Source organism: Paenibacillus sp. AD87, assembly GCF_001659845.1.
GTDB lineage: Bacteria > Bacillota > Bacilli > Paenibacillales > Paenibacillaceae > Paenibacillus > Paenibacillus marchantiae.
This window is the reverse complement of sequence record NZ_LXQN01000007.1, coordinates 1,208,019-1,234,575: the sequence shown is the minus strand read 5'-3', so window position 1 is coordinate 1,234,575 and position 26,557 is coordinate 1,208,019. Positions and strand designations below refer to the sequence as shown.

Below are 26,557 nucleotides of genomic sequence, written 5' to 3'. Positions count from 1 at the left end.
TACGCCAGCCGCTCGTTTCACCCTTTTTTGGCTTCCGCCAAATTCAGCATTTCCTGTGCATGATGCAGAGTTTTTTCTGTAATTTCCACACCGCCGAGCATACGTGCCAATTCCTTCACTCTGCCTTCGTCTGACAGCGATTCCACTTGTGTCATCGTGCGTCCGTCATACACATGCTTTTCGATGAGATACTGATGATCCGCCATACAAGCGACCTGTGGCAAGTGAGTAATAGAGAAAACTTGGCAAGTGGAGGACAGACGGTATAATTTCTCCGCAATGGATTGTGCTGCTCTTCCGCTCACACCTGTGTCCACCTCGTCAAAGATCAACACCGGAATCCGGTCATGACGTGCGAAAATACTCTTCATTGCCAGCATCATTCGGGACAACTCACCACCGGAAGCAATCTTGCCAAGAGGACGTAAAGGCTCACCTGGATTCGGAGAGATCAGGAATTCCGCATTATCTGCACCCTGACGCGTAAGGCGAATGCGACGCCCATTCCATTCGATCCCTTTTGCATCTTCAAAAGGAGTAATCTGAACTCGTAACGTCGTTCTCTCCATCTGCAGATCCTTCAGCTCACTTTCCACCTGCGCTGCAAGTTCCTCTGCACATTGTTTACGAACCCGGCTGAGTTCCTCCGCAGACTCCATGACTAATTTTAGCAATTTGTCACGTTCATTACGCAGCTTCTCCAAACGTTCATCCTTGTTCTCCAACTGGTCGGTTTCATGGCTAATTTGTTCATAATAATTCAAAATAAGTTCCACACTGTCGCCGTATTTCCGTCTGAGGCCAGAAATCAGATTCAGTCGCTGTTCCACTTCTTCCAATCTACCCGGGTTAAATTCGATCTTCTCCCGATAATCACGCAACTGAAACGTCGCGTCTTCCAACTGATAAAATGCAGACTGGAGCTGTTCAACAATAGGCTGTAGCCCTTTACTGTCATATCCTGATATATCTTCAATTCGTGACAATGCGATACTTACAGCTTCTAACCCACGTTGACCGCTAAGCAGATCATATGCACCAGCAACACTGTCCATCATTTTCTCACTATGGGATAGTTTGACCCGTTCTTCTCCGAGTAATTCATCCTCGCCCTGCGTTAGAGAAGCAGCTGCAATCTCTTCAAGTTGAAAACGGTACATGTCCAGCAATTGATAGGCACGTTGACTGGATTCCTGAAGTGCACGCAGTTCTTTTTCCGCCGTAATAAATTTACTGTAGCGTTCTTGATATTCCGTTTTGACTGGACCGATGATTGCTGCCCCGTATGTATCCAGAAGCCCCAGATGACTTTCTGCGCGCAACAAACTTTGATGTTCATGCTGTCCATGAATATTAATTAATTTTTCTCCGACTTCACGGAGCATCGTTAAATTGACCAATTGGCCGTTAATACGAGATGTACTTTTGCCTTGGGTATTCAGTTCCCGGCGGATCACCAGATGCTCCTCCGGCTCACAATGGATGCCAAGCTTCTCTAACGTTACCCATACCGGATGGCTTGGCTCCATTTCAAACAGAGCCTCCATCTCGGCCTTCTCACATCCATAACGGATCAGATCGGCAGAGCTTCGTCCACCTGCAATCAGACCCAAGGCATCAATAATGATCGATTTACCCGCTCCTGTTTCACCAGACAAGACATGGAATCCCGGGTGGAAAACAACATCAACTTCTTCTACAACAGCCAGATTACGAATCGATAATGTAACTAACATCTGCAAAAACACCTCCGGATAACTCACTCAGAAATTATGTTTTTGAACCATTATATTCTAGGAAATATAACCCATAATCCGCTCGATTACGGTCACGCTGTTACTTTCCGTCCGGCAGATAATGAGTATGGTATCATCTCCACAGATGGTGCCCATCACTTCCGTCCACTCAATATTATCGAGCAAGGCAGCAATGGAGTTAGCTGTGCCAGGCAAACACTTCATCACAACCAGATTGTTTGTATGATCAATGTGTAAGAAGTTGTCCACGAGAGCACGTTTCAGTTTCTGAATCGGATTATATCGTTGGTCTGTAGGCAACGAATACTTATAGCGTCCATCGTCCATGGGAATCTTGATTAAAAGAAGCTCTTTAATATCCCGTGATACAGTGGCTTGAGTCACCTGAAATCCGGATTTACGCAAAGCTTCAACCAGATCATCCTGGGTTTCAATTTCGTTTTGACTAATGATTTCACGTATCTTAATGTGTCGTTGTCCTTTCATACATGCCTCCAGTTAAAATTTCAATGTTTTGCATAAAACGGCTAATTCTAATTTCCTTGAAGTTTGCCATCCTGCAATACGTTCATTCATTTCATAAAAAAACAAAAACCTTCAGGTTCTATATCTACCCTTAGTCAAGATCATCTCCATCGTACACGTCTTCCTGATAGTCCATGAGCCTGATTACCTTGATATCCGATTCCTCCAAGTCCACATACAACAACCCTTCACAGCCGGGATATAACAATAAATAATACAGGAAGCGGTCTCGCAGGGATGGCCCAGTAAGTTCAAGAGGTTGCCTGCGACGGGACGTCTTCACCAGATATCTCTCTTCATCACGCTCTGCTACATAATCAATGAACAGCCTGCTGAAATAAACGGATTCATCCGCTTCAAAGGCTAAAGGGATTTTCATTTTACCTCCGATGACTTCATATCCTTCCGCTTCAAGCAGATCCACTGCGGGTGAATCCTGAATTTCTAAATTCAGTTGCATACCCGACAAGTTTACTGGAATCGGACGATTAACCCAATTCCGAAAGCCAGAGAACAGCCATAAAATTAAGCAGACAGCAAGTACACCAATAACAATTGTGTCATATTGCCCATCCATCATCGCTCACCTCGAAGACATATTCGAGATTCGACAACCGATTTCCTTTTAGAATGTCACCTTTCCAGCGAAAAGAAACCCATCCTATGATGAGTTTCCTGTAAAAGTATGGGCAGCTTCCCCTGCAACTTGATCTGCAAGTGCATCAAGTGAAGCTTGAACGTTCTCTTGTTGTGTTGCCTCTGGTTCTTCCAGACGCCAGTGAGCGAGAAATTCAATGTTTCCTTCTCCACCTGTAATTGGTGAGAATGTTAAACCTTTTAGCTTTAATCCAAGCTCATTTGCGAAACGAAGCATCGTTTGCAAAACGTCCTTGTGAACCTTAGTATCACGAACGACGCCGGACTTGCCGACTTTCTCACGGCCTGCTTCGAACTGAGGTTTAATTAACGCCACAATGTCTGCCGGTTGCTTTAGAAGTGCCAGCAACGGCGGCAAAATAATTCTCAGCGAAATAAAGGATACATCAATACTAGCAAAATTCGGCACATGTCCATGTAGATCTGCGGGAGTCACATAACGGAAATTGGTTCTTTCCATTACAGTAACCCGTTCATCATTACGGAGTGACCAATCCAGCTGGTTATAACCTACATCGATGGCATATACATGAGATGCACCATGTTGCAGGGCACAATCGGTAAATCCACCAGTGGATGAACCGATATCGAGCATTACAAGTCCATTCATATCGAGATCGAAGTGACGGATGGCTTTTTCAAGCTTTAATCCGCCTCTACCGACATAGGGATGTACTGAACCTTTCACTTTAAGTTCGGCTTCCCGTGGAATCTTCATACCCGCTTTTTCAATCCGCTCATTGTTGGCATATACCAGTCCAGCCATGATTGCAGCTTTTGCCTTCTCACGACTTTCGTAGTATCCCTGCTCAACCAGCAGAACATCAATTCGTTCTTTCGGGAGTGACATGTCTTTCTCCTATCATGTAGTAATCCTAATTAATCAATAATGTGTTCCAGTTTCTCTGATTGTTCCAGTTATGAAGGGAACCGAGTTCTGGACATACCATATGAAGATTGGGCTGCCATACTGCGCAGCTCCGAACTCACATTCTCGACCGTGAGTCCCACTTCAGCTCTTTGATCCTCAATACTGCCATGTTCAATGAATCGATCCGGAATGCCCATCAGCTGTACATGAACATCATGCAGCCCTTGTTCTGCGTAAAACTCCAGAACTGCACTGCCCATACTGCCTGCTTGTGATGCTTCTTCAAGCACAATTAACTTCGTGCCTCGAACTGCTAGATCACGCAGCATCTGCTCATCAAGCGGCTTAAGGAAGCGGGCGTTTATTACGCCAACCGTAATACCTTCTCTTTTAACCGTCTCTGCAGCTTCTTCAGCAAGCTGTACCATTGACCCCGAAGCGATGATAGCATAACCTTCAGATGGACGAAGCTGTTCCCATGTACCGATTGGAATCGGAATGAGTTCATCATCAAGGGGCACGCCTACAACATTGTTTCGTGGATAACGATAAGCAATCGGGCCTTCATTATATTCAAGCGCCGTCTTCATCATATGGCGCAGTTCATTCTCATCCTTAGGCATCATCAGAACGATATTCGGAATATGACGCATAAACGCCACATCGTACACACCTTGATGCGTTTCACCATCTGGACCGACAAATCCGGCACGGTCAATGGCGAACATGACATTGGCATTATGACGACAAATATCATGTACAATCTGATCATACGCACGTTGCATAAACGTCGAATAGACGGCAAATACCGGCTTCAACCCTTCCATTGCCAGTGCTGCACACATAGTTGCTGCATGCTGTTCGGCAATACCCACGTCAATCATGCGATCAGGGAATTCCTTACTGAAAGGGATGAGGCCTGAACCTGTTGGCATGGCTGGTGTTACCGCTACAATTCGTTTATCCTGCTTGGCAAGATCAATCAACGTTTTACCAAACACTTCCGTATACATCGGTTTGCCTACAGCCTTAAGCACTTGACCTGATTCAATTTTGTACGGAGAAATTCCGTGCCATTTGTGTGAATCGGCCTCAGCTGGCTGATAGCCTTTACCTTTGGTTGTCAGTACATGAACCATTACAGGACCATCGACGTTATCCGCCTGTTTGAACGTTTCAATTAACTTCGGAATGTCGTGTCCATCAATGGGTCCCAAATAGGTGAAGCCCAGCTCTTCGAACAGAACTCCTGGAACCATCATGTATTTGACACTATCTTTAATCCAGCTCGCCGATTTGGCCAAACGATCCCCTATGGCAGGAATTTTTTTGAGCATTCCTTCCACGTCATCCTTGGCTTTCAAATAATGGCGATCCGAACGAATTTTGCTCAAATATTTATGCATAGCCCCGACATTCGGAGCAATGGACATTTCATTATCATTGAGGATAACCATCAGCTTTTTCTGCTCATGACCAATGTGATTGAGAGCTTCAAAGGCCATACCACCTGTAAGCGCTCCATCCCCGATCATCGCGATAACCTGATTGTCTTCACCTTTAAGATCACGGGCAAGCGCCATGCCCATCGCAGCAGATAACGATGTGCTGCTGTGGCCCGCTTCCCATACATCATGTTCACTCTCGTTACGTTTAACAAATCCACACAAGCCATTATGCTGACGAAGTGTATCGAAGCGATCCATCCGTCCCGTTAGAACTTTGTGCACATAAGCCTGATGCCCTACATCGAAAATCATTTTGTCCACAGGACTGTTATAGCAGTAATGCAGGGCTACCGTGAGCTCAACCACTCCTAAGTTGGGTGCGAGATGGCCCCCTGTAACGGACAGCTTCTCAATCAGAAACTGCCGGATCTCTGCCGACAAAAGAACGAGATCATCCTGAGACATCGACTTTAGATCACTGGGTTGTTTAATTTGTGGAAGCAGCACGAGAATCTCCCCGCTTTCCTAGATTGTTTGATTTGGTGTAATCCATATATACACAGTTTATTAAATGACATTAAAACATTATAACATAAAAGAACAAGAATCATAATTTACGGCACTATACTCCTGATAACGAGCATTTTCGCCAGCAAGGTTCGTATGATCTTCCTCAATATGTATTCCCAAACCCACTTGGAACAGACTCTCTTCATGAAGCCCAGAAAAAGCACATTAAATTGATTACACGATTCTGGGTGATTTGAAACAGTGACGCTCAACCAAAACTAATGATCTCGACTCATCAGATAATCTGCAATCTCCATCAGTCTCGAAGGGTCAGGTAACTCCGCTCTGCCAAGTGCATCTTTCGCAGATTGCGTGAGGGACTTCACCTCTTGAACAGAGGCATCCATACCAATAAAATAAGGGTATGTAACCTTTTGCTGATTCACATCACTTTGCGTCTTCTTGCCCATTTTCTGCTCGTCACCCGTCAGATCTAGAATATCGTCCTGAATCTGGAAAGCCAGCCCCAGGTCTCTGCCAAATACGCGCAGCGCCTCCAACTGTCCGTCTGTCGCACCACCAATACGTGCGCCCGCAATGAGAGAAAACACAATTAAATCTCCGGTCTTGTGCAGATGAATATATTGCAATTGGGCAAGATCTGTCATGCCCTGCTCGCCTTCCATATCAGCCACTTGTCCGCCAACCATGCCTCTTGCCCCAGCCAGTTCAGACAATTCCTCTACAATGGACAACAATGCGTCTGCTGACACGCCGCTGCGACGACCTGCCTGAACAATACTATAAAAAGCGTGCGTTAAAAGTGCATCGCCAGCCAATATAGCTGTCGCTTCACCAAATACTTTGTGATTCGTTAATTTTCCCCTGCGATAGTCGTCATTATCCATGGCAGGCAGGTCATCGTGGATCAACGAATACGTATGAACCATCTCCACGGCGCAGGCTACCGGCAATGCAGCTGTACGCTGTGCACCGAATGCTTCCGCCGCAGCAACGACCAGAAGTGGACGAAGGCGTTTGCCCCCGGCCATAAGTGAATACTGCATCGCGTCAGCCAGTGACTGAGGCACATCCCAGTGAACAGGAAGAGTCTGCTGCAACTCTCCCGTCACCTCAGCTGTGACTTCCTCAAGATACGTTTCAAACGAAGGACGATTACTCATTGACTTCACCACTTTCGTCGACGGCAGCGCCGAACGGTTTCTTGCGAAGTTCCCCATCCTCTTCTACGATCATCTCGATCTTACGTTCCACTTGTTCCAACTTCAAACCACAAAGTTGAGAAAGTTTCATTCCGCGCTGAAACAAATCGATGGCCTGTTCCAGTGGAACATCACCATGCTCAAGCTGACTTACGATGTCTTCCAATGCCGCCATTGCCTCTTCAAAATTCAATTCCGGTTCATTCGCCATGGGTATTGTCGTCCTCCTTCATTCCCCAAACCTGACAGTCCAACTGTCCATCTGTTAATTTAATCTTTATCGAATCTCCAGGCTGTACATCCTTCATCGATTTGATCAATCGTTGCTCCTGTTCGTCATAGACAAGGCTGTATCCGCGTGACATAACTTTGAGGGGGCTAAGCGCATCCAAATGACGTACAGATGATTTCCACTGTTGCTGCTTCTCTCTCGCAATGGATCGGATTGCAACCTCCAGTTGACGCCGGGCCGATGCATTCTCCCGTCTTGCTGCATTCACCTGTTCACGAGGATTGAATCGTTGCAGCGCTGCACGCAAACGCTCCTGTTTCTCGGTTGTCCATTTCATACGTGTATCTACAGTTCGCAGAAGACGTTGTTGCAGCATATCCAGTCGCTCCGTATGCTGCATTAAGGTACGTCTGGGATGCACAAGCACAGGTGAGCGTTGCAATCTGGCCAGTCGCTCGCGATTATGAACAGCACGCTGACGTAAACTGTGCTGAAGCTGACGCTGGCGCTGAGCGATCTGATCAAGCAACTCAGCTCGATTGGGTACTGCCAGTTCGGCAGCAGCCGTAGGTGTTGCCGCACGTAGATCAGCAGCAAAATCGGCAATCGTAAAATCCGTTTCATGCCCAACGGCTGATATCACTGGAATGGCCGAACTCACAATCGCTCTTGCCACGATCTCCTCATTGAAAGCCCACAACTCTTCCAGTGATCCGCCGCCTCGTCCGACAATCAGCACATCGGCTTCACCCATTCGGTTCAGGTTGTTGATGGCCTTCACAATAGAAGGAGCCGCACCTTTACCTTGAACGAGTACAGGATACAGAATCACTTGGGCAGAAGGATATCTGCGTTGCAATGTAATCATGATATCCCTTACCGCTGCACCTGTAGGTGAGGTTACCACACCAATCGTCTGTGGAAAACGGGGAATCTGCCTTTTCCGTGATGTAGAGAACAGTCCCTCGTCCTCCAGCTTTTTTTTCAGCTGCTCATAGGCCAAGTACAGACTTCCAATACCGTCCGGTTGCATGTGTGTAGCGTAGAATTGATATTGTCCATCCCGCTCATACACCGAAACATTACCACGAGCAATAACCCTTGCACCCTCTTTCGGTACAAAGGGCAATCGTTGATTATGGGAAGCAAACATAATGGACTTAATTCGGCTGTCCTTATCCTTCAATGTAAAATACATATGACCGCTGGAGTGATGTGTAAAATTGGAGATCTCTCCGCGCAGCCATACATCCGACAGTACCTGATCCGATTCTAGCTTCATCCGGATGTATCGGTTCAGGTCTTTGATGGAATAGATCTTTTGATCTGCCACAGATTCGACCTAGTTCAATCCGTGAGCGCGTTTGGCCGCGATCAGTGTATTTTGCATTAACATAGTGATTGTCATTGGGCCAACGCCTCCAGGAACCGGAGTAATTGGGCCAGATACCGTCTTCACGCTCTCGAAATCTACATCTCCTGCCAGTTTTCCGTTATCCAGACGGTTCATCCCCACATCGATTACAACGGCACCTGGTTTGACGAAATCGGCATCCACAAAGTTTGCACGTCCGATAGCAACCACAAGAATATCTGCCTGACGCGTAATCTCTTTCATGTTCGCTGTACGGGAATGACACATCGTTACCGTTGCGTTCTCACGTTGAAGCAGCAAGGATACCGGTTTGCCGACAATGTTGCTGCGTCCGATGACTACGGCATGTTTGCCTGACATTTCAAGACCGGTACGCTTGATCAGCTCGATCACGCCCGCAGGGGTGCATGGCAACAGACTATCGTCACCAATGACGAGGTTCCCCACATTAACCGGATGGAATCCATCCACGTCTTTGTCCACGGCGATCGCATCGATTACCGCTTTCTCTTCGATATGCTTCGGTAATGGGAGCTGAACCAAAATTCCGTTAATGGATTCCTGTTTGTTCAGCTTGTCCACCAGCGCGAGCAGATCCTCTTGGGAGGTGCTTGCATCCAGACGATGAACTTCGGAATAGAAACCGAGGTCGTGACATGCTTTTTCTTTATTACGCACATATACTTGGGATGCCGGATCTTCCCCGACGAGCACAACAGCCAGACCAGGTACTACCCCCTGTTCGCTAAGCTGTTTTACTTCTGTCGTCATGCTTGCGCGGATCTCTTGGGATACTTCTTTACCGTTAATAATAGATGCTGTCACTGTACTCTCTCTCCCTTATGTGAACATATTTTTAGAGGTTGTTCAAAAAGTCCGCTTTTGATTACGAAGGATGCCTATCGGCATCATCAGCATCGAATATGAAATTCAGCCGAAATGTCCGTTGCTCACGTAGTTTTCCCTACGCTCCGCTACTCCATTTCTAGCTTCATCCCATCTTTTCGGTACTGAAAATCGGTCTTTTTGAACACGCACTGTAGTTAATTGTAACTTAAGACAGTTTTGCTTTAATGGTGCTGACTTCCTGAATCATACGCCCAAGTACGCCGTTAACGAACTTACCGGATTCATCTGTACCAAAATACTTGGACAATTCAATCGCTTCATTGACGGATACTTTTGCCGGAATATCATCACGGAACACCATTTCATACGTTGAAAGCCGTAGGATCTGGCGGTCTACACGTGAAAGACGGCTAATCTGCCAGCCTTTCAAATAATCGACCAGTAATCCGTCAATCGCTTCTTTATTGTTCCAAGCGCCCTGTACCATTTCGGTCACGTAGGTACGCATTACATCTGCATCATGAATAACCACTTCGGTTTCATTGTCTTCTGCGGCTTCATTAATCAACATATTCACGGCTTCAGCTGCGCCCACTTCATTCATTTCCATCTGATACAGACTTTGTACTGCAATTTCCCTTGCCAAACGTCTTTTCATGTCCTGCCTCCTGCAGCGCTCCCTGTGGAGCGTCATCATGCTTATTTTAAAATATAAAATCTTTGATGGAATCAGAGATCTTATTATATTGTTATCCCTTTTCACAAAAAAACCTGCAATCGTTTCCTCCAAAAAACGGGCAACCTAAACTACAGCTCTATTTTCGGAAGAAACATATTGCAGGGTTCAGGTGGCTCACTTAAAGGGACGCCAACGATCGCCAAGCCATTGCCCCCATTCCCTCCAGGGAATGAACGAGCCCAGCTTCGAGTCGCTTCGTCTACCTAACGTATAACCGATGAACACCAAGAGTGCAAAGAACAACATATCCCAAAAACCGATCCATACATAAAGAAATCCAAAAAAGATGCCGCCGACAATTCCGGCAATTCGGCCTCTGTGACTATCCCAAATCTCTCTCCACAGCATCAGTGAAACTCACCTCATTCCACTCGACTCTTGTAGTTAGGCGACTGGGTAACGTTGGCAATATACACGGTGACAAAAGAAACCGGGATACCCGTAATCTCATGTACATGATCATGTATTGCCTTCTGCAGATCGGCTGTCAGCGTCGGAATTGGCGTCTCGCCATCCACTACTGCGCGAATCATAATTTCCAGTCCAGATTCAACCACACGAATACGAGCTTTGACATCACGTACTCCCCGGAAACGGGAAGTCGCTTTGAGACAGAGATTTTCAATCGTTTCCATCGAAATCTGCACATCACCATACTCGGTACGTTGATCTACAGACGGCAATGAAGCACGATCACGCCGAACCGAGATGTAGAAAAATCGCAAACTCAGGATAAACAAAATCGCTGCTGCAACAACCGCCGCAATAATGACGTTTTGTTCCTGCTGGTAATTCAATTCGTAAGGCAGCACACCACTGATAAGAAGTATGACTGCTGCCGATATTGCTCCAACGCTTATGCTGTATATAAACAACAGAAGCCGATCCAGTATTTTAGCCACGAACTGCACAGCCTCCCTTGCTCACTAACATGGCTTAACCTGCCCTTTGGCAAAAGGATGATCCTCCGGTGCAAGCTTCCGCTTTTTATGAAGACCTGTCCAAGACGGGATAACCCCCGGCAGTGATGCCGGGGGAATCTGTCTTCTTTTATTTTACGCGCTGACTGTTCAGGTCGATTTCTTCCACTTTCTCGGTGCTCTTGAACTGAACGTCATGAATGTGCACATTAACTTCATTCACATTCAATCCTGTCATGTTCTCGATGGAGCGCTTCACGTTTTGTTGAATTTCGGTAGCCACCTGTGGCAGACGGTAACCATATTCAATAATAACGGAAACATCCACAGCAGCTTCACGCTGACCTACTTCAACCTTAACGCCTTTGGAAAGGTTTTTGCGACCAAGCAATTCAGCAAATCCACCAGCGAATCCGCCGCTCATGCCTGCAACACCTTTGACTTCAACTGTAGCCAGTCCAGCGATCACTTCAATAACTTCAGGTGCGATCTGGATTTCACCGATATCCGTTCGTTCAAATTCTGTCGGCAGTGTACTCATAACTGTTCAACACACCTTTCGCGAAATAAGTTTGCGGCCATCCGTTAGGGCGCTGGTGCTCAGGCCAATCTGACCTTCAGAACCCTTCCGGTCCGGCTTTACCGGAACTCCTGCAACCTTCATCCGCGTATGTGCGGCGGCTTATCCTCTGCAGGAGACATGCGCTCTTATTATTACATACTATATCATTTGGGCTACATTATGACAAACAAGCCCAATATACCTTTTAAATCTCATTTTCCTCAAGAAATTTGATATCAAAGTCACCCCGAACGAACGTTGGATGCTCCAGCAATTTCTGATGAAAAGGAATCGTTGTGGAGATGCCTTCAATCGCAAACTCAGCCAATGCACGCTTCATTTTCGCGATGGCCTCTTCCCGGTTTGCTCCCCATACGATCAATTTAGCGATCATGGAGTCGTAATAAGGAGAGATCGTGTAGCCCGGATAAGCTGCACTATCTACACGCACACCCGGTCCTCCTGGTGCAAGGTAGAAACCAATTTTGCCTGGTGACGGCATAAAGTTACGGTCCGGATCTTCTGCGTTGATACGGCACTCAATGGACCAGCCATTGATCACAACATCTTCCTGACGGAAAGAAAGCGGATTGCCTTCAGCTACCGAGATCATTTCGCGGATCAGATCCACTCCTGTAACCATTTCCGTTACAGGGTGTTCCACCTGAATACGTGTATTCATTTCCATGAAATAGAATTCACCGTTAGGGCTGAGCAAGAACTCAAGTGTACCTGCTCCCGAGTAATTCACGGCAAGCGCTGCCCGTACTGCGGCATCTCCCATCAATGTACGCACATCTTCAGAGATAATTGGACAAGGCGCTTCTTCCACCAGCTTTTGACGTCGACGCTGAACGGAACAATCACGCTCGCCCAGATGCACTGCATTTCCATGTTTGTCTGCAATGATCTGAATCTCCACGTGCTTCATGCCTGTCAGGAATTTCTCCAGATATACTCCGGCATTGCCGAAAGCTTTCTGTGCTTCCTGCTGGGCAGCTGTAATTTGCTTGATCAGCGTCTCCTCATCTTCAGCAATACGAATCCCTTTACCTCCACCACCAGCAGTAGCTTTGATAATGACAGGATATCCAATATCTCTAGCAATCATAATGGCTTCATTCATATTTTCAACCAAACCGTCGGATCCCGGAATTACAGGTACACCTGCATCCTTCATCGTTTGTTTGGCAACAGCCTTGTCACCCATTTTGGTAATGGCTTCTGGAGATGGGCCGATGAACGTAATATTGCAGGAACCACAGATTTCTGCAAAATCAGCGTTCTCTGCCAGGAATCCGTAGCCTGGGTGGATCGCATCACATTCCGTCAGTGTGGCTACACTCATCAGGTTTGTGAAGTTTAGATAACTGTCTTTCGAAAGTGTAGGCCCGATACAATACGCTTCATCTGCAAGACGAACATGCAGCGAGTCTTTATCCGCTTCCGAATAGACTGCTACCGTCGAAATGCCGATTTCACGACAGGCACGAATAATACGTACCGCAATTTCGCCACGGTTCGCAATCAGTATTTTTTGAAATTTCATTTCGTTATTGTCCTCCTTCGAAGCTCATGCAGTTGCCGTTATGCGGTTATAACCGTTATTCCGGTTTCACCAGGAACAGGGGTTGTCCATACTCAACCAGCTGTCCGTTCTCAACCAGCACTTCAACGATTTCTCCCTTGATGTCAGCATCAAGCTCGTTCATCAGCTTCATCGCCTCAATGATACAGACCGTTGTTTTCTCAACAACTTTATCACCAGCGCTTACAAAAGGACCTACTTCCGGCGAGGAAGCTCTGTAAAAAGTACCCACCATCGGAGATACAATTTTATGTAAATGACTTGTAGTATCGACTTGCGGAGCAGCCTCAGCTACAACTGCAGCCGGTTGCACCTGTGGTGCAGCAATCATTTGCGGTTGAATAGCAGCTGCCTGAACATACTCGGTTTTACCCGGTTTGCGAATCGACAACCGTGATCCTTCGTTTTCAATTTCCAACTCTTGAACGGAACTTTCATCTACCAGTTTGATCAGCTCTTTGATCTCACTCAATTTAAACATTTCCATTATTCACTCCTTCGGCATCATGCCAGTCTCACTAGGACGGTCATATGGCTTTATGTATTATATCATAATCGTTAAAAATGGAAAGAGCCCGAGATCTAATCCAGCTCTCGGGGCTACTTTTCCATATTTTAGATTATTGTTCTGTCACGTATTGCACGCTGATTTTATTTTGGGATACAGCCAGTTCTTTCATCACCAGATCCACAATGGAAACCGCCTGTTTTACATCCAGTTTGTCACTGAGAACAACGACTTTATACTTGTCGGCATCCTCTTGAACGATGGCATTGGCAAACTGCTGCGACAGGGTTTCTTCAATACCATTGATTTTGGCTTCTTTTTCTTCGAGCGTACGAAGCTGCTCTGTTGCTTTGGCATTTTCTTCTGGTGTTTTGCTCAGATCGCCCGCAACGGTCATGAGTTCTTCATACTTGCGATTGTTACTTTCCTCACGCTGCCACTGATAGTTCTGGAATTGGCTGCTCGCAGACGCCGCCGTATTCTGCTCCTCCATCTCCTTGAGGACGTCCTCATCCGTTTTCGTCGCACTGCCTTCTGTTCCGGCATTTGTCTCAGGAGTGGTTGCTGCGCCTTTGTCTGTCCCTTTCTCGCTGCCTTTACCCGCTTCACCTTGTTTCTCTCCCGATTCCGCAGCTGGTGATTTCTCGGTGTCTCCAGCTTCTTTACCGTCTACAACCGCAGGATTATCAACAGATTCAGTTGCCGCTTGATCTCCTTCAGTTCCTGTAACTTCGCCGCCATTCACCACTTCATTCACAACCAAACCTTCTGTTGGATCAAGGATTCCAGCCGTTTCCTTCGCTTCTCCCTGCTTCATACCATCCACCTGCGTGCTGTCAGCTACAGGCGTATTAACCGGACCGGAATCTTCAGTGAACAGGTAGTAGGCGGACAAAATGACCATCAGACTCAGCATGGATACGAGCCATACCGTTTGACGTTTGTTATTCATTAGAACTTCCTCCTCGAATTGGCTTCATTCTTATGACAATCAAATCTTGTGATTCATGGTTCGGACTAATCCTGCTTGCGCGGAACAACCGAAATTCGGTAGGCCGCAACATTCAGTCCTTTTTCCACAGCATCTGTAATCAGGTCCTTCACAACCTTGTTCTCTGCACCTCTGGCAACGACAAGCACGCCCCGGATCTGCGGTTTGAGCTTTTTCGTGACAATCGGTGTCTGATCCCCTGATATTTCATACGTAATAATCTCACCATCCCGGGTATATTGCGTCATATGTCGCTTGCCCCCGCTTGCATCCGTTTCTTCCGTGAGCTGCTGCGAATCCTTCACATTACGCTGTACAACAAGCTCCTCTGTAGAATCCACGGTAACCATCACATCAACAGTTCCCACTCCAACGATATTTTCCAGCACACCCTTGATCTTGTCCTCAAATGCGATCTCTATCGCCTGAAATGGATTCTGATCCGTCGGATCCGTCTGTATGGATGCCATGGATGTAGCCGGATCAGGAGGCTCGCGACCGATATTTTCGGAATCAATCTTTTTGACATTGACGAAAGAGTTGAACAGCATAATTCCGACTCCGATCAAACCAAGAATAATCAGCCAGCGAAAGGTTTGACTGCGCCGTTGCCCACCTTCGCCTCCGCCGAACCAGCTTTCCATCTTTTTGAGCCATTGCCTCATCGGATACCCTCCTTCTTACAGCGCCGAAGCACTTTTCTTTTCTTTCACCTGTACTTTGTTTGCATCAATATCCCACTTCTCTGTCAACAGCGTAATAATTTGTACCGCTCGTTCAGATCGGGAGGACGTCTGTCCTTGCTGAGAGTTTGTCTCTGCTAGCTCACCCGACACAGGTGTGGAGTCAGCTTCCTGTCCATTTTGCGGCTCGTCAGAGTTACCATTGCCCACGCTACTTTCACGATTGCTGCCACTTTCCACTTCGATCTGTACTTCCGGGACCTCAATCTGACCAATCTCGATTGACTCCTTTACTGGAGGTGATTCAGTGGCTTCGGATTCCGAGTCAGAGCCGAATATCGGTTTTGTAGCTGCCCCCGCTTCCTGTTGAGATGTATTGGAGCTGACTTTCCCGGCTGCTGTCTCACCCGACATCTCCACCAAAACATACTGGATCACTGGAAGTTCCACCGAAGAGGCCAAATCCGTCTCCGGCTTGCTTGTATCCATGGCGAGCTTTACCTCGACAGACTGCACTCTCTCCCCGGTTGTTTCTTCAATTTGCCCTTTCATTACGTTAGCCAGTTCTTTGGCTGTCCATTGCAGCGATTGTTCCTGTTCATTGGATTGCAGCCGCTTGCCCTGAGCCAAAATCTGTTCAAGTGTTACATTTCCATCCGATGGCGAATCCATGGCGGTCATCGCTCGCTTAAGCTCGCCAACCGGATCACTTTTCAAGAGATTCGTTATGGGCGATAACAGGGTCAGCAGGATAAGAAGGCTCAGCACAAGCTTGACATAGCGTTCCATGGATCGATTGGGCAACAGCATATCCACGAAAGTCGCCAGCAGAACGATCATGATCAATTCCCGGAGCCAGCTGCTCAGCCACCCCATCCTTCCAGCCCCTTTCTCTCGAGTATCCCCTCATCTCATCATGACGGTCAGATTGCCTGCGGTTAGCAAGATTGTGATTGCCAGAAAAAACATCAGTCCGACGGCTGCCAGTGCCGCAAATACGTAAATCATGCTTTTACCTATCGCCTGCAGACATCCTACAATCGGCGTATCCCCTAGCGGTTGCATGATCGCGCCAGTTATGTTGTAGATCAGGGCTAGCGTCAGAATTTTAAGTGCAGGAAACGCGCATAAAAACAAGATGATGATGACACCCGTTAGTCCGATTGCATTTTTCACCAGCAGTGACGCTGTGATAACTGTGTCCGTTGCATCCGCAAACGTTCTGCCGACAATGGGGACAAAGTTGCCTGCGATGTACTTCGCTGCTTTCAGACTGACACCATCTGCCACGGAGCCCGATGCCCCCTGCACCGAAATTACGCCCAGGAACATCGTAAGCAGTATACCGAGTAGAGCCACACTAATGTTCCGTAACAGGTCTGCCAGCTGTGTAAGCTTGTACTTGTCGGACAAGGAACTGACGAGATGTAATACGGCTGAGAAAAAGAGTAATGGGAACACCAACATATGAATTAATGTACCGACCAGATGAATCATGAAAATGATAAGCGGATGGGTCACAGAAACGGTAATGACATTTCCCATTGAAGCCAGCAGTGTAAACAACAGAGGCACCATGGCCATCATAAAGTTGATCATGCTCGCTATGGCATCCTTGGCGTATCCAATCGCCACACTGAAGCTGTTTATGGCGATGATGATAATGACCATGTAACAGATGGAGTAAGCGATTTTGCTAATATTGTTTTTCTCAAAAGCGGTCTGCAACGTCTCCAAAATCATACTTAGCACACTCAGCATCACAATCGTGACCAGAAGTTTGCCGTTATATAAAATCTCATGCAGCATGAAGGTCCCAATCGCTATAAACACCGACTTCAGGCTGAACCCTTCATTGCCGGGCATTAACATATCCATAAAGGAAGGCGTTTTTCCTTCCGGGAAAAAACCACCGTATTGTTGCATGAGTTGGTCCCAATATTTTTCCACCTGATCCTTGGGAAGCTGGTCAGCCTGCTGCTGCATCCACTCTCCCGAGGGAGAACCGGCCAATACCTGTCCCATGATTCCAAACAGAAAACACAGCGTCAGCACGAAGGTAAGGCGCCACTGCGGCTTGTGATGCATCATTTTCATATGAAGTCCGCACGCCTCCCTCTACACCGGCATCAGCTTCATGACGGTTTCGATAATAATGCTGATGATCGGTATCGCGAGTACAAGGATCAGCACCTTGCCAGCAAGTTCAATTTTGGAAGCAATGCTCTCCTGACCTGCATCCCTGACAATCTGTGCCCCGAATTCAGCAATGTACGCTATGCCTATAATTTTAAGTACAGTTTTCAGATAAATACTCTCCATGCCTGAATTCTCGGCAAGCCGTTTCAACACTTCGATCACCGCGCCAATCTTGCCAATCAGTAGCATGAAGATCACGATGCCTGTGGCAGCAGCAATCAGAAAAGCGAACATGGGCTTCTGTTCTTTGATAACTAGAATGAGAACCGTTGCGATGAGCGCCAGACCTACAACTTGGATAATTTCCACAGGTCACCACCATCCCGGCTTCATGACCGTTTTCATTGAAAAAGAAATATCGATTTGATCTCTTGCAGCAGGCTGTCCAGCATTCGGACCACCATGAACAATACAACGACAAATCCGATCACGGTCACCCAGTGAGCCATATCTTCCTTTCCCATTTGTTTCAGCACCGTATGAATCATTGCAATGATGATTCCGATGCCCGCAATTTGAAAGATTGCGTTCACTTCTAAATTCATGACCTTGGCACCTCACTATCCCGGCTATTTCAGAAGATCAGAATGACGATTAACGCTCCGACAAGCATCCCGAGACTGCGGCACATTCGTTCATATTTCACTTGATCGGCTTGGGCACGGGATTCCTCATGCATAAGTTGCTGAATGGCTAACGAGATGTGCTTGGTCTGATCCTGACGATCGCTGGTGCCAAGGCTGAAGCTCAATTGCAGCATGACTTCCCGCTCGTCCGCCTTCATGGCTGATCTTCCCCACGCCTCTTCTATACCAGACTGAAGACTCTCACGAGCAGTGTGTCCATGAGGTGGTTCCATTTGCCTGGCTGCGTGGAGGAACAGCGTCCGAACAGGCTCTTTTGTCTGGGCTCCCATTTTCCCCATGGCATCAGGTAACGGGGTCAACCCGTAGTTAATCTCTGTCATCAACCGCTGGAGAGCCGCGATTAACTCTCGCAGTTGTCTTGGCCTCAAGGCATACTGCCTTGCCTTGTAGAATCCGGCGAGGGTACTGGCCAGCAGAATGATGACGGCACCGAGCATGTTAACCAAAGGCCTCACCTCCCACTTCTGTCTGCTGGAGACCACGCATTTTGCCATCGGCCAATCGAAAGGTCATGCCCCGGCTCGTCCGTTGCAGCTGTACATAGCGTTGGAACATCTGCTCGACGATCAGGGTTCTCAGCGCAGGTCTGGAAGAAAGCTCAGCCAGATCACGACCATGCGCAGTAGCGATGACAGATACGCCTGCGTGAAGTGCTTCCATCACCGCCTCCGCATCTTCCGGTCGGCCTATCTCGTCCACGATCAGGACATCGGGAGACATGGAGCGAAGCATCATCATCATTCCCTCAGCCTTTGGACAACCGTCCATGACATCGGTGCGAGGTCCCACATCAAATCCAGGTACGCCCTTGTAACTTCCAGCGATTTCGGACCGCTCATCAACGATGCCAACCTTTAGACGTGGACGTATGCCCTGAACAAGTTCATTGACACCCATAAGTTTGGTTCCACTACTAATCTGTCTTGCCAGATCCCTCAGTAATGTGGTCTTGCCTTGCTGCGGAGGTGAAAGAATTAAGGTGTGCATGACCTGTCCACTTTTCATGTCCAGCAGATAAGGCAGAATGCGATCAGCGACTCCGTGAATCTCTCTGGCTACCCTGACATTAAATCCATTAATGTCGCGCAAGTATTCGACGCGGCCTCCACTTAACACCGTCCGGCCAGCCAGTCCGATTCGATGCCCGCCAGGAATGGTGATAAACCCTTTACGCAGTTCCTCTTCCAATGTATAAAGCGAATGATTGCTGATCAGATCCAGCAGCCTGTGTGTTACCTCTTTTAAGGGAATATAGGCTTCATCAGGCTTCGAAGTCGGACTGCCCTGGGGTGTGAGGAAGTGATAGGTGTCTCCTGCATTGATTTCCAGTGGTCTTCCTTCACGGATACGTACTTCCTCCACTTTATCTAATAAAGCGGGCGGCATTCTTCCCAGAATGGTTCGAATCGGTTCCGGAAAGATATCCTTCCAGTTCACCATCATGAATAGGCCCCTCCAACCTTGAATTCGGTTTTGTTGCGTTCCTGGTGCTTGTTCATATCTCAAGTTTATGTGTGTACATTGATTTTATGACGCTGAAATCTATCATTTTCTTCAAAATAGGGATGAGAGTTAAAAATCATAGATCAGCCAACTGTTCCAGTTCTAGGCACCCGTCTATATCCAAGTGCATATAGTGCTTGCAGACAGGTGATATTCATTTCGGGATAAAAAAGGACAGAAACAACTATCCTCAAATATAGAAAGGAGTTGTAGGGAGTGCGAGTCGATGTGGTAGGCAATGTGAATGAAGTTCGAAGAATGGATATTGCAGGACGATGTGTGGTTGTAATCGATGTGTTGCGAACAACCAGTACGATTGTTACGGCACTGGCATACGATGCAGCAGACGTCATTGCTGTAGAAACTGTTCCTCAAGCGAAACAATTGAACATGAAGGATGCCATTCGTGGCGGGGAGCGTTTTGATAAAAAAATTACAGGATTCGAGGTGGGCAATTCCCCCTATGAATATATGACTCCGAATATTGCGGGGAAAACCATTATTCTGACTACAACAGATGGCACACGCGCCCTGATCAAGGCATCCAAGGCTAGACATGTGTTTGCAGGCTCATTCCTTAATGTGAAAGCTGTGGGGGCTGTTCTGTGCGAGCTGCGCCGGGATATCTTATTGTTATGCGCCGGGGATCAGGATGAGTTCGCGCTGGAAGATGGTTTATGTGCAGGCAGCATTATCGAGGAGCTGTACCGACAATCCCCTTTCCCAATCATGCTGAACGATCTGGGCCTGGCGCTCCATCAGGCTGCCACTCATGCCGAGGAAAAATTACCCGATCTGGTTAGAGTATCCGCTGGTGGCCGAAGGCTGGAGAGGTTAGGGAGGATGCATGACGTAACGTATTGTACCCAATTGAACTTGCTGGACTGCGTTCCGGAGATGGGTGAAGGGAACCGGATGCAACCATTCAGAGGAACGCGTAAGGAACCGCTATTTAAATTGCTGTGAACAATCTAAAAAGGTGTACTGCGATCCCGAATGGGAATACACAGTACACCTTTTGATGTGTCTTAACAATTTTCTCTTTTTATCTGCGAACTTGCGGTCCGCCAATTACGGCTTGCTCAGCTGTATCCAAATCATATGCTGTATGCAGCGCCTTGATTACGTCATGAAGCTTCTCTCCATCAATTACACAAGATACCTTGATTTCCGAAGTGCTGACCATCTTAATGCTAACGCCTTCGCCCGAGATGACTTTGAACATCTTCGCAGCAACACCCGGATGGCTAACCATGCCTGCACCAACGATCGAGACTTTAACAAGGTTTTCTTCAGAAGTAACTTCTCGGTAAGGCAGGCGGCTATGAAGTGCTTCAATGACACGCAGTGCGTTCTCCCGATCAGTCAGCGCAACAGAGAACGAGAAGTCTGCTTTACCGTCCATCACACCGCTCTGAACGATAATGTCCACATCCAGCTGTTCTGATGCAAGGGCACCAAATACTTCAGCGAGAACCCCCGGTACGTCTGGTACACCCAGAATACTGATGCGAGCCACATTTTTGTCATAGGCAATTCCACTAACTACCACGCCTTGTTCCATTGTTGCTTCCTCCTTCACAACCGTTCCTTCATTATGGTTAAAGCTGGATCTTACAATCAAAGGCACACCGGAATGCTTCGCGTATTCAACTGCACGCGGATGCAATACTGCTGCTCCCAGGTTGGCCAGTTCCAGCATCTCGTCGTACGAAATTTCCTTAAGCTTGCGTGCAACCTTCACGATACGCGGATCGGTGGAATAGATCCCGTCTACATCCGTGTAAATCTCGCAAGCGTCAGCCTTGATGGCTGCTGCTAAAGCTACTGCTGTTGTATCAGATCCGCCGCGGCCAAGCGTCGTAATCTCGCCTTCTTCCGTCATTCCCTGGAAGCCAGCAACGATTACAATGTTGCCTTCTGCCAACGCCTGATTCACCCGTTCCGGATGAATATCGTTAATCCGCGCTTTGCCGTGTACCGGCTCTGTCCGGAATCCCGCTTGCCAGCCTGTAAATGAAATGGCTTTGCGTCCCAGCGCCTGAATCGCCATGGATAACAATGAAATCGAGATCTGTTCTCCCGTAGTCAAAAGCATATCCATCTCACGTGCAGGCAGTTCACTGTTCAGCTGTTTCGCCTGATCAATCAGATCATCCGTGGTATCCCCCATGGCCGAAACCACGACTACACACTGATGTCCTTCATCCGCTTTTTCTACAACACGTCCGGCTACACGCTTCATGCGCTCTGTATCTCCGACCGAGCTGCCCCCAAATTTCATGACGTACAATGACAACGCAAATCCACTCCCTACCTTGTGCAGTATGCATAATTGATGTCCACCGTCATTATTCTCTCCGAAAAATGACTTTAACCCAGTATATTACGAAAGCGCCTGATAGGCTAATCTTTTTTCGAAAAAACCCTTTGCCATGGAAATGGCAAAGGGTTGGATTAACGCATTATTTAGCTTACACCATGTGAACGTTACGCACGGGAAGAGTATTTACCTTCACGAGTATCGATCAGCAGAACATCACCTTCGTTGATGAACAGTGGCACTTGTACATTCAAGCCTGTTTCAACTTTTGCGTTTTTAGTAGCACCTTGTGCTGTGTTACCTTTTACGCTTGGCTCTGTCTCGATAACTTTCAACTCAACGCTTGTAGGCAAGTCAATTCCGAGGATTTCACCTTGGTAGCTAACGATTTTTACGTTCATGTTTTCTTTGAGGAAGTTCAATTCCCACTCCAACTGGTCACTTGTCAGTGTGAACTGATCATATGTTTCGTTGTCCATGAACGTGTGCTCTGTACCACTAGCATACAGGTAGGATACGCCACGGTTTTCGATGATGGCACGGCCAATGGTTTCACCTGCACGGAATGTTTTCTCAACAGTGTTACCGTTGCGCAGGTTTTTCAGTTTGGAACGTACGAAGGCAGCGCCTTTACCTGGTTTAACATGTTGGAAATCAATTACAGTGAAAATGTCGTTGTCCACTTGTACGGTCAAGCCTGTTTTAAAATCGTTTACTGAAATCACAAAAAATCCCTCCTGATATGGTTGAAAAGTAGGTGATATAAGACGATGCGTTAATGTAAGTTTGAACAAGTCAAACTGTCATATTACACAGACCACTACGATGGCAGAACAACCTTCCGATCGCTGTTATCCCCAGATTTCTTTTAATCCCTATCCTAATAGGGAGAAATCCGGGGATAAAGGCGAGCGCTTCGCTTCTTCAGGTTTTTTCTGCCCTCTCCGTTATTGTGTAATTCCATGTTTACTTCATTCAAAAGCATAAATTAAAAATCGTCTTATAACACCGTTGGCTGTAATTTAGCCAATTACGGTGAACTTCTTGTCCGAATTCGTCAAAATGTGAATACCTGTCTCGGTAATCACCACGTCATCCTCGATACGCACGCCGCCAAGGCCGTCAATGTAGATACCCGGTTCAACGGTTACCACCATGCCCGGTTTCAATACATCGTCGCTAAGCTTGGACAAACGAGGAGCCTCATGGACTTCCATACCCAGACCGTGACCCGTGCTGTGTCCGAATTGCTCTCCGTATCCGTGCCCTGCAATGATATCACGTGCCAATGCATCTGCTTCCCGTCCGGTCATGCCCGGTTTCAGGTTCGCCAGCGTATGTAACTGGGCTTCCAGTACGATATCGTAAATTTTACGCAGTTCAGGTACAGGTGTGCCCGTTGCGATGGTACGTGTCAGATCTGAACAGTATCCATCCAAAAGCGCACCAAAGTCAAATGTAATTAACTCATTTTGTCCGATGACTTTGCCACTTGCTACACCGTGAGGCATAGCAGAACGTTCACCCGATGCCACAATGGTATCGAACGAAGAGGAAGTTGCTCCATGTTTGCGCATGAAAAACTCCATCTCCAAATCCACTTCACGTTCAGTCATACCCGGTTTTGCAAATTGCAAAACGTGACTGAATGTTGCATCAGCCAGATCCGCAGCTCTTTGCATTACAGCGATCTCATCTTCGTCCTTGAACATGCGAAGTTGCTCCACTATACCGGATACAGCTTTCAATTCAATAGACTGAAGTGCTTCAGCATAAGCAGTATGTGTGCCATAAGTGACATGATCCTGCTCAAAGCCAACCTGTTTGATATTCGCCGATGCAAGCAATTCACGTACGGATTCCAACGGTTTAGGTCCATGTTCCACAACAGTGAATCCTTTGGCTTGTTGCGGCGCCTGAGTCATGTAACGGAAATCGGTAAGCAAATAAGCTTCCTGTTCCGTAATCAGCACATATCCTGCTGAACCTGTAAAGCCCGTCATGTAACGACGGTTAATCGGATTTGTAATCAGCATAGCCGTGAGTTCATGTTCCTGCATGGCCTCACGCAACTTATTTACTCGTTTGTTTTCCATCGGTAACCCTTCTTTCTCTCACATTCCCGGGTCCCCGGCTCAGGTTTGTTTGTTCAGATAACGCACAAGAGCCAGCAGCCCCAGTTCGTAGCTTACTTCGCCAAATCCGGCAATCTGTCCGATTGTTTCGGCAGCAATTACTGAATGATGTCTGAACGCTTCGCGTGCATGAATGTTGGATAGATGTACTTCTACTGTAGGAACTTTTACGGCATTGATGGCATCACGCACAGCATAGCTGTAATGGGTCAGCGCTCCGGCATTCAGCATGATTCCGTCTGCATCGCCCATCGCTGCATGAATTCGATCAATGATGTCCCCTTCGTGATTGGATTGATAAAAAGCGATGGAGACGCCCAGCTCCTCCGCCTGTCTGCGAATTTTATCCTCAATATCCTTCAGACTAAGCGTTCCATAGATGCCGGGTTCACGTACTCCGAGCATGTTCAGGTTCGGGCCATTGATTACAACAATCCGTTTCATAGCTGCTCCACCCTTTCTGCAAATAACCATCTGCTATTTTAACACAGCCATTGCCGGATTGAGAAGCTTTTTTGCGGCTATGCTCCCGCTTGCTCTGGCTCACGTTTCCGTTCATCCGTGAACTCCATGGCTACGGTGTAGCCAATAAACAGTCCCCACAGCAAAAAGAAACAAATTTCTGTAATGATTGAATCCCAGGTTAAACGGTTTAAGGGCTTCACCATATCCAGTTTTGGACCTACCAGGACAAAGATAATGAGCCACCAAAAAATCCCGTAACCCATGCCTGGAAGCGGGCCTTCCCATTTTTTCAAAGTGAACGTGTAAATCAGGGAAGCGAGAACCGAAAAAACAATAAAAAACAGCCAGCCGGTCAAATGCCCTGCTGCAGTATAGATAAAATTATGTTTAAAAAACGGTTCAGCCAAAAATCCCAATGGCACAATCGTAAAATGAAGCAGATAGAACAGCCAATGCAAACCTCCCCAGATAAAACCTGCGAAAAAACCTAGCTCCACTGCAAAAGGGAACGGCTTGGTAAAATAATGTGCCTGGTCTTGTCGCTGGGTAGGACGTCTACCCCGGTCCTTCTGCTCTCCTTTGTCAGCACGCTGATTTTCCTTATGGGATGTGCGTTCACTCGTATGCTCTGTCATCGATATTCTCCTTCACGTTCAGTTTGCAAAACTGCGAATAAATCTCCATTTTCGTCCTAACTCTACCGGGTAGTATGTACAAATCAGGACAAAGTTAACAACATCGCCCTTAGATCAACTCGTAAACTAGAAATTGCTCTCAAAATTCGATACAATAGGGTTATTAAACTGCCTTCGACCATGAAGGTATAGAACAGAATAGGAAGGTGAATAATTTGCCTCAACAATCCAAGCCTGTCAGCTACGGGGGGCAAGCTGTCATTGAGGGCGTAATGTTCGGCGGTAAACATGTCAACGTTACAGCTGTGCGAAGAAAAGACGGCGAAATTACGTATCTGGAAGTTCCCAAGCAAGACAAGTCCTGGGTCATGAAATTGCGGCGGATTCCACTACTGCGCGGGATTGTCAGCATTATAGATTCGAGCGTCAAAGGAAGCAAACATCTCAATTATTCTGCTGACGCATACGCTGATGATGAACTGGAACCAGAAGAAAAAGCAAAGCAAAAAGAAAAAGAAGGCTCAGGTTGGAGCCTTAGCATGATTATCGGCGTCACCGCAGTAGCTATCCTTTCTTTCCTCTTTGGTAAAATTGTGCTTACATTGTTGCCGGTTGTTATTGAGAATTTTCTTTTCAAAAATGCATTCGACAATCAGTTCTTGCATAATTTACTGGAAGGCGGAATTAAGCTGATTCTGTTGCTTGCCTATCTGTGGCTGATCTCCCAGACACCGATGATTAAACGTCTGTTCCAATACCACGGTGCAGAACATAAAGTCATTAGTGCTCATGAAGCCGGAGAAGAGCTTACACCAGAGAATGTGCAGAAGTATAGCCGTCTGCATTACCGTTGCGGAAGTAGTTTTATTATGCTGACTGTCATTATCGGCATATTTTTGTACTCGCTCTTCACATACGACAACCTCTGGGAACGTATGGGACAGCGGTTACTGTTGTTGCCAGTAGTACTCGGTATTTCATTCGAATTGTTGAAGATGACCAACTCTGTACGTGACATCCCTGTACTTCGTTATCTCGGATACCCGGGGCTGTGGCTGCAATTGCTGACAACCAAAGAGCCAACGAATGAACAGGTAGAAGTATCCATTGCTTCGTTTAACCGTATGCGTGAATTGGATGCCAAACTCGCAAACGTTTCGGCCACGTCGGAAGTTCCTGTTGCAACACTTGATCCTGTGAAAGGGTGAATGA

Annotated in this window: 30 protein-coding genes; 2 read left to right on the top strand and 28 right to left on the bottom strand. The window is 47.0% G+C overall.

From position 1 onward, the window contains the following. Positions 1–17 precede the first annotated feature (17 nt). From recN to spoIIIAA, 23 genes are all read right to left on the bottom strand, one after another. Positions 18–1,736, bottom strand: a complete 1,719-nt coding sequence (gene recN / locus gpAD87_RS05615; RefSeq protein ID WP_064636757.1) for a DNA repair protein RecN — start codon at positions 1,734–1,736, stop codon at positions 18–20. 57 nt (positions 1,737–1,793) lie between these two features. Beyond that, positions 1,794–2,243 (bottom strand): transcriptional regulator AhrC/ArgR, encoded by a 450-nt coding sequence (gene ahrC, locus gpAD87_RS05610; RefSeq protein WP_063565708.1) that lies wholly within the window; start codon positions 2,241–2,243, stop codon positions 1,794–1,796. A 130-nt stretch (positions 2,244–2,373) separates the two neighbouring features. Further along, on the bottom strand, positions 2,374–2,862 hold the full coding sequence (locus gpAD87_RS05605; protein ID WP_231952450.1) for a hypothetical protein: 489 nt from the start codon (positions 2,860–2,862) through the stop codon (positions 2,374–2,376). Positions 2,863–2,943: 81 nt separating this feature from the next. Continuing rightward, positions 2,944–3,789 (bottom strand): TlyA family RNA methyltransferase, encoded by an 846-nt coding sequence (locus gpAD87_RS05600; protein WP_064636753.1) that lies wholly within the window; start codon positions 3,787–3,789, stop codon positions 2,944–2,946. A 68-nt stretch (positions 3,790–3,857) separates the two neighbouring features. Then, a complete protein-coding gene (gene dxs, locus gpAD87_RS05595) occupies positions 3,858–5,765 on the bottom strand; it encodes a 1-deoxy-D-xylulose-5-phosphate synthase (protein WP_064636751.1) in 1,908 nt (635 codons plus the stop codon). A 281-nt stretch (positions 5,766–6,046) separates the two neighbouring features. Continuing rightward, entirely contained in the window at positions 6,047–6,952 is a 906-nt protein-coding gene (locus gpAD87_RS05590; RefSeq protein WP_064636749.1) for a polyprenyl synthetase family protein, read from the bottom strand. Then, a complete protein-coding gene (gene xseB, locus gpAD87_RS05585; protein ID WP_064636747.1) occupies positions 6,945–7,202 on the bottom strand; it encodes an exodeoxyribonuclease VII small subunit in 258 nt (85 codons plus the stop codon). Before xseB ends, gpAD87_RS05590 begins: the two co-directional genes overlap by 8 nt. Then, the gene (gene xseA / locus gpAD87_RS05580; RefSeq protein ID WP_082935011.1) at positions 7,192–8,556 is read right to left on the bottom strand and encodes an exodeoxyribonuclease VII large subunit; all 1,365 of its coding nucleotides are present in this window, start codon (positions 8,554–8,556) and stop codon (positions 7,192–7,194) included. The genes xseB and xseA overlap by 11 nt, the downstream gene beginning before the upstream one ends. Before the next feature lie 9 nt (positions 8,557–8,565). After that, positions 8,566–9,423 (bottom strand): bifunctional methylenetetrahydrofolate dehydrogenase/methenyltetrahydrofolate cyclohydrolase FolD, encoded by an 858-nt coding sequence (folD, locus tag gpAD87_RS05575; protein WP_064636745.1) that lies wholly within the window; start codon positions 9,421–9,423, stop codon positions 8,566–8,568. 229 nt (positions 9,424–9,652) lie between these two features. Next, positions 9,653–10,105, bottom strand: coding sequence for a transcription antitermination factor NusB (gene nusB, locus gpAD87_RS05570; protein WP_063565701.1), 453 nt, complete (start codon positions 10,103–10,105; stop codon positions 9,653–9,655). 195 nt (positions 10,106–10,300) lie between these two features. Then, the gene (locus gpAD87_RS05565; RefSeq protein ID WP_064636743.1) at positions 10,301–10,534 is read right to left on the bottom strand and encodes a DUF2273 domain-containing protein; all 234 of its coding nucleotides are present in this window, start codon (positions 10,532–10,534) and stop codon (positions 10,301–10,303) included. Between the two features lie 14 nt (positions 10,535–10,548). Beyond that, a complete protein-coding gene (gene amaP, locus gpAD87_RS05560; protein ID WP_064636741.1) occupies positions 10,549–11,088 on the bottom strand; it encodes an alkaline shock response membrane anchor protein AmaP in 540 nt (179 codons plus the stop codon). A gap of 148 nt (positions 11,089–11,236) precedes the next feature. Continuing rightward, the gene (locus gpAD87_RS05555) at positions 11,237–11,647 is read right to left on the bottom strand and encodes an Asp23/Gls24 family envelope stress response protein (protein ID WP_024630996.1); all 411 of its coding nucleotides are present in this window, start codon (positions 11,645–11,647) and stop codon (positions 11,237–11,239) included. Between the two features lie 226 nt (positions 11,648–11,873). Further along, a complete protein-coding gene (gene accC, locus gpAD87_RS05550) occupies positions 11,874–13,217 on the bottom strand; it encodes an acetyl-CoA carboxylase biotin carboxylase subunit (protein WP_064636739.1) in 1,344 nt (447 codons plus the stop codon). 55 nt (positions 13,218–13,272) lie between these two features. Then, positions 13,273–13,737 (bottom strand): acetyl-CoA carboxylase biotin carboxyl carrier protein, encoded by a 465-nt coding sequence (gene accB / locus gpAD87_RS05545; RefSeq protein WP_024630998.1) that lies wholly within the window; start codon positions 13,735–13,737, stop codon positions 13,273–13,275. 139 nt (positions 13,738–13,876) lie between these two features. Then, positions 13,877–14,716 carry a SpoIIIAH-like family protein gene (locus gpAD87_RS05540; protein WP_064636737.1) on the bottom strand — a complete coding sequence of 280 codons (840 nt, stop codon included), beginning with the start codon at positions 14,714–14,716 and terminating at the stop codon, positions 13,877–13,879. Positions 14,717–14,781: 65 nt separating this feature from the next. Then, the gene (spoIIIAG, locus tag gpAD87_RS05535) at positions 14,782–15,420 is read right to left on the bottom strand and encodes a stage III sporulation protein AG (protein ID WP_063565697.1); all 639 of its coding nucleotides are present in this window, start codon (positions 15,418–15,420) and stop codon (positions 14,782–14,784) included. Positions 15,421–15,435: 15 nt separating this feature from the next. Continuing rightward, positions 15,436–16,314, bottom strand: a complete 879-nt coding sequence (gene spoIIIAF / locus gpAD87_RS05530) for a stage III sporulation protein AF (protein WP_064636735.1) — start codon at positions 16,312–16,314, stop codon at positions 15,436–15,438. Positions 16,315–16,344: 30 nt separating this feature from the next. Further along, entirely contained in the window at positions 16,345–17,535 is a 1,191-nt protein-coding gene (gene spoIIIAE, locus gpAD87_RS05525; protein ID WP_064636733.1) for a stage III sporulation protein AE, read from the bottom strand. Positions 17,536–17,556: 21 nt separating this feature from the next. After that, entirely contained in the window at positions 17,557–17,946 is a 390-nt protein-coding gene (spoIIIAD, locus tag gpAD87_RS05520; RefSeq protein WP_017687586.1) for a stage III sporulation protein AD, read from the bottom strand. A 32-nt stretch (positions 17,947–17,978) separates the two neighbouring features. Then, a complete protein-coding gene (gene spoIIIAC, locus gpAD87_RS05515) occupies positions 17,979–18,182 on the bottom strand; it encodes a stage III sporulation protein AC (RefSeq protein WP_017687585.1) in 204 nt (67 codons plus the stop codon). Positions 18,183–18,211: 29 nt separating this feature from the next. Further along, the gene (gene spoIIIAB, locus gpAD87_RS05510; protein ID WP_064636730.1) at positions 18,212–18,730 is read right to left on the bottom strand and encodes a stage III sporulation protein SpoIIIAB; all 519 of its coding nucleotides are present in this window, start codon (positions 18,728–18,730) and stop codon (positions 18,212–18,214) included. Further along, positions 18,723–19,727: a stage III sporulation protein AA gene (gene spoIIIAA, locus gpAD87_RS05505; RefSeq protein WP_064636728.1), complete on the bottom strand. Its 1,005-nt coding sequence runs from the start codon at positions 19,725–19,727 to the stop codon at positions 18,723–18,725. Before spoIIIAA ends, spoIIIAB begins: the two co-directional genes overlap by 8 nt. Positions 19,728–20,003: 276 nt before the next feature. Between spoIIIAA and gpAD87_RS05500 the strand changes: the two genes are divergently transcribed. Further along, the gene (locus gpAD87_RS05500) at positions 20,004–20,753 is read left to right on the top strand and encodes a 2-phosphosulfolactate phosphatase (protein WP_064636726.1); all 750 of its coding nucleotides are present in this window, start codon (positions 20,004–20,006) and stop codon (positions 20,751–20,753) included. 79 nt (positions 20,754–20,832) lie between these two features. On the opposite strand, the gene gpAD87_RS05495 is transcribed toward gpAD87_RS05500, so the two are convergent. The 5 genes from gpAD87_RS05495 to gpAD87_RS05475 form a co-directional block, all read right to left on the bottom strand. After that, positions 20,833–22,086: an aspartate kinase gene (locus gpAD87_RS05495; protein ID WP_064636724.1), complete on the bottom strand. Its 1,254-nt coding sequence runs from the start codon at positions 22,084–22,086 to the stop codon at positions 20,833–20,835. A 191-nt stretch (positions 22,087–22,277) separates the two neighbouring features. Continuing rightward, positions 22,278–22,835 carry an elongation factor P gene (gene efp / locus gpAD87_RS05490; RefSeq protein ID WP_053784402.1) on the bottom strand — a complete coding sequence of 186 codons (558 nt, stop codon included), beginning with the start codon at positions 22,833–22,835 and terminating at the stop codon, positions 22,278–22,280. 297 nt (positions 22,836–23,132) lie between these two features. After that, complete coding sequence (locus tag gpAD87_RS05485) at positions 23,133–24,206, bottom strand: M24 family metallopeptidase (RefSeq protein WP_064636722.1); 1,074 nt, start codon at positions 24,204–24,206, stop codon at positions 23,133–23,135. 39 nt (positions 24,207–24,245) lie between these two features. Beyond that, positions 24,246–24,689, bottom strand: coding sequence for a type II 3-dehydroquinate dehydratase (gene aroQ / locus gpAD87_RS05480; RefSeq protein WP_064636720.1), 444 nt, complete (start codon positions 24,687–24,689; stop codon positions 24,246–24,248). Positions 24,690–24,766: 77 nt separating this feature from the next. Beyond that, positions 24,767–25,345 (bottom strand): YqhR family membrane protein, encoded by a 579-nt coding sequence (locus tag gpAD87_RS05475; protein ID WP_063565688.1) that lies wholly within the window; start codon positions 25,343–25,345, stop codon positions 24,767–24,769. Positions 25,346–25,560: 215 nt separating this feature from the next. On the opposite strand from gpAD87_RS05475, the gene gpAD87_RS05470 reads away from it, so the two are divergent. Next, positions 25,561–26,553 carry a DUF1385 domain-containing protein gene (locus gpAD87_RS05470; RefSeq protein WP_063565687.1) on the top strand — a complete coding sequence of 331 codons (993 nt, stop codon included), beginning with the start codon at positions 25,561–25,563 and terminating at the stop codon, positions 26,551–26,553. Positions 26,554–26,557 lie beyond the last annotated feature (4 nt).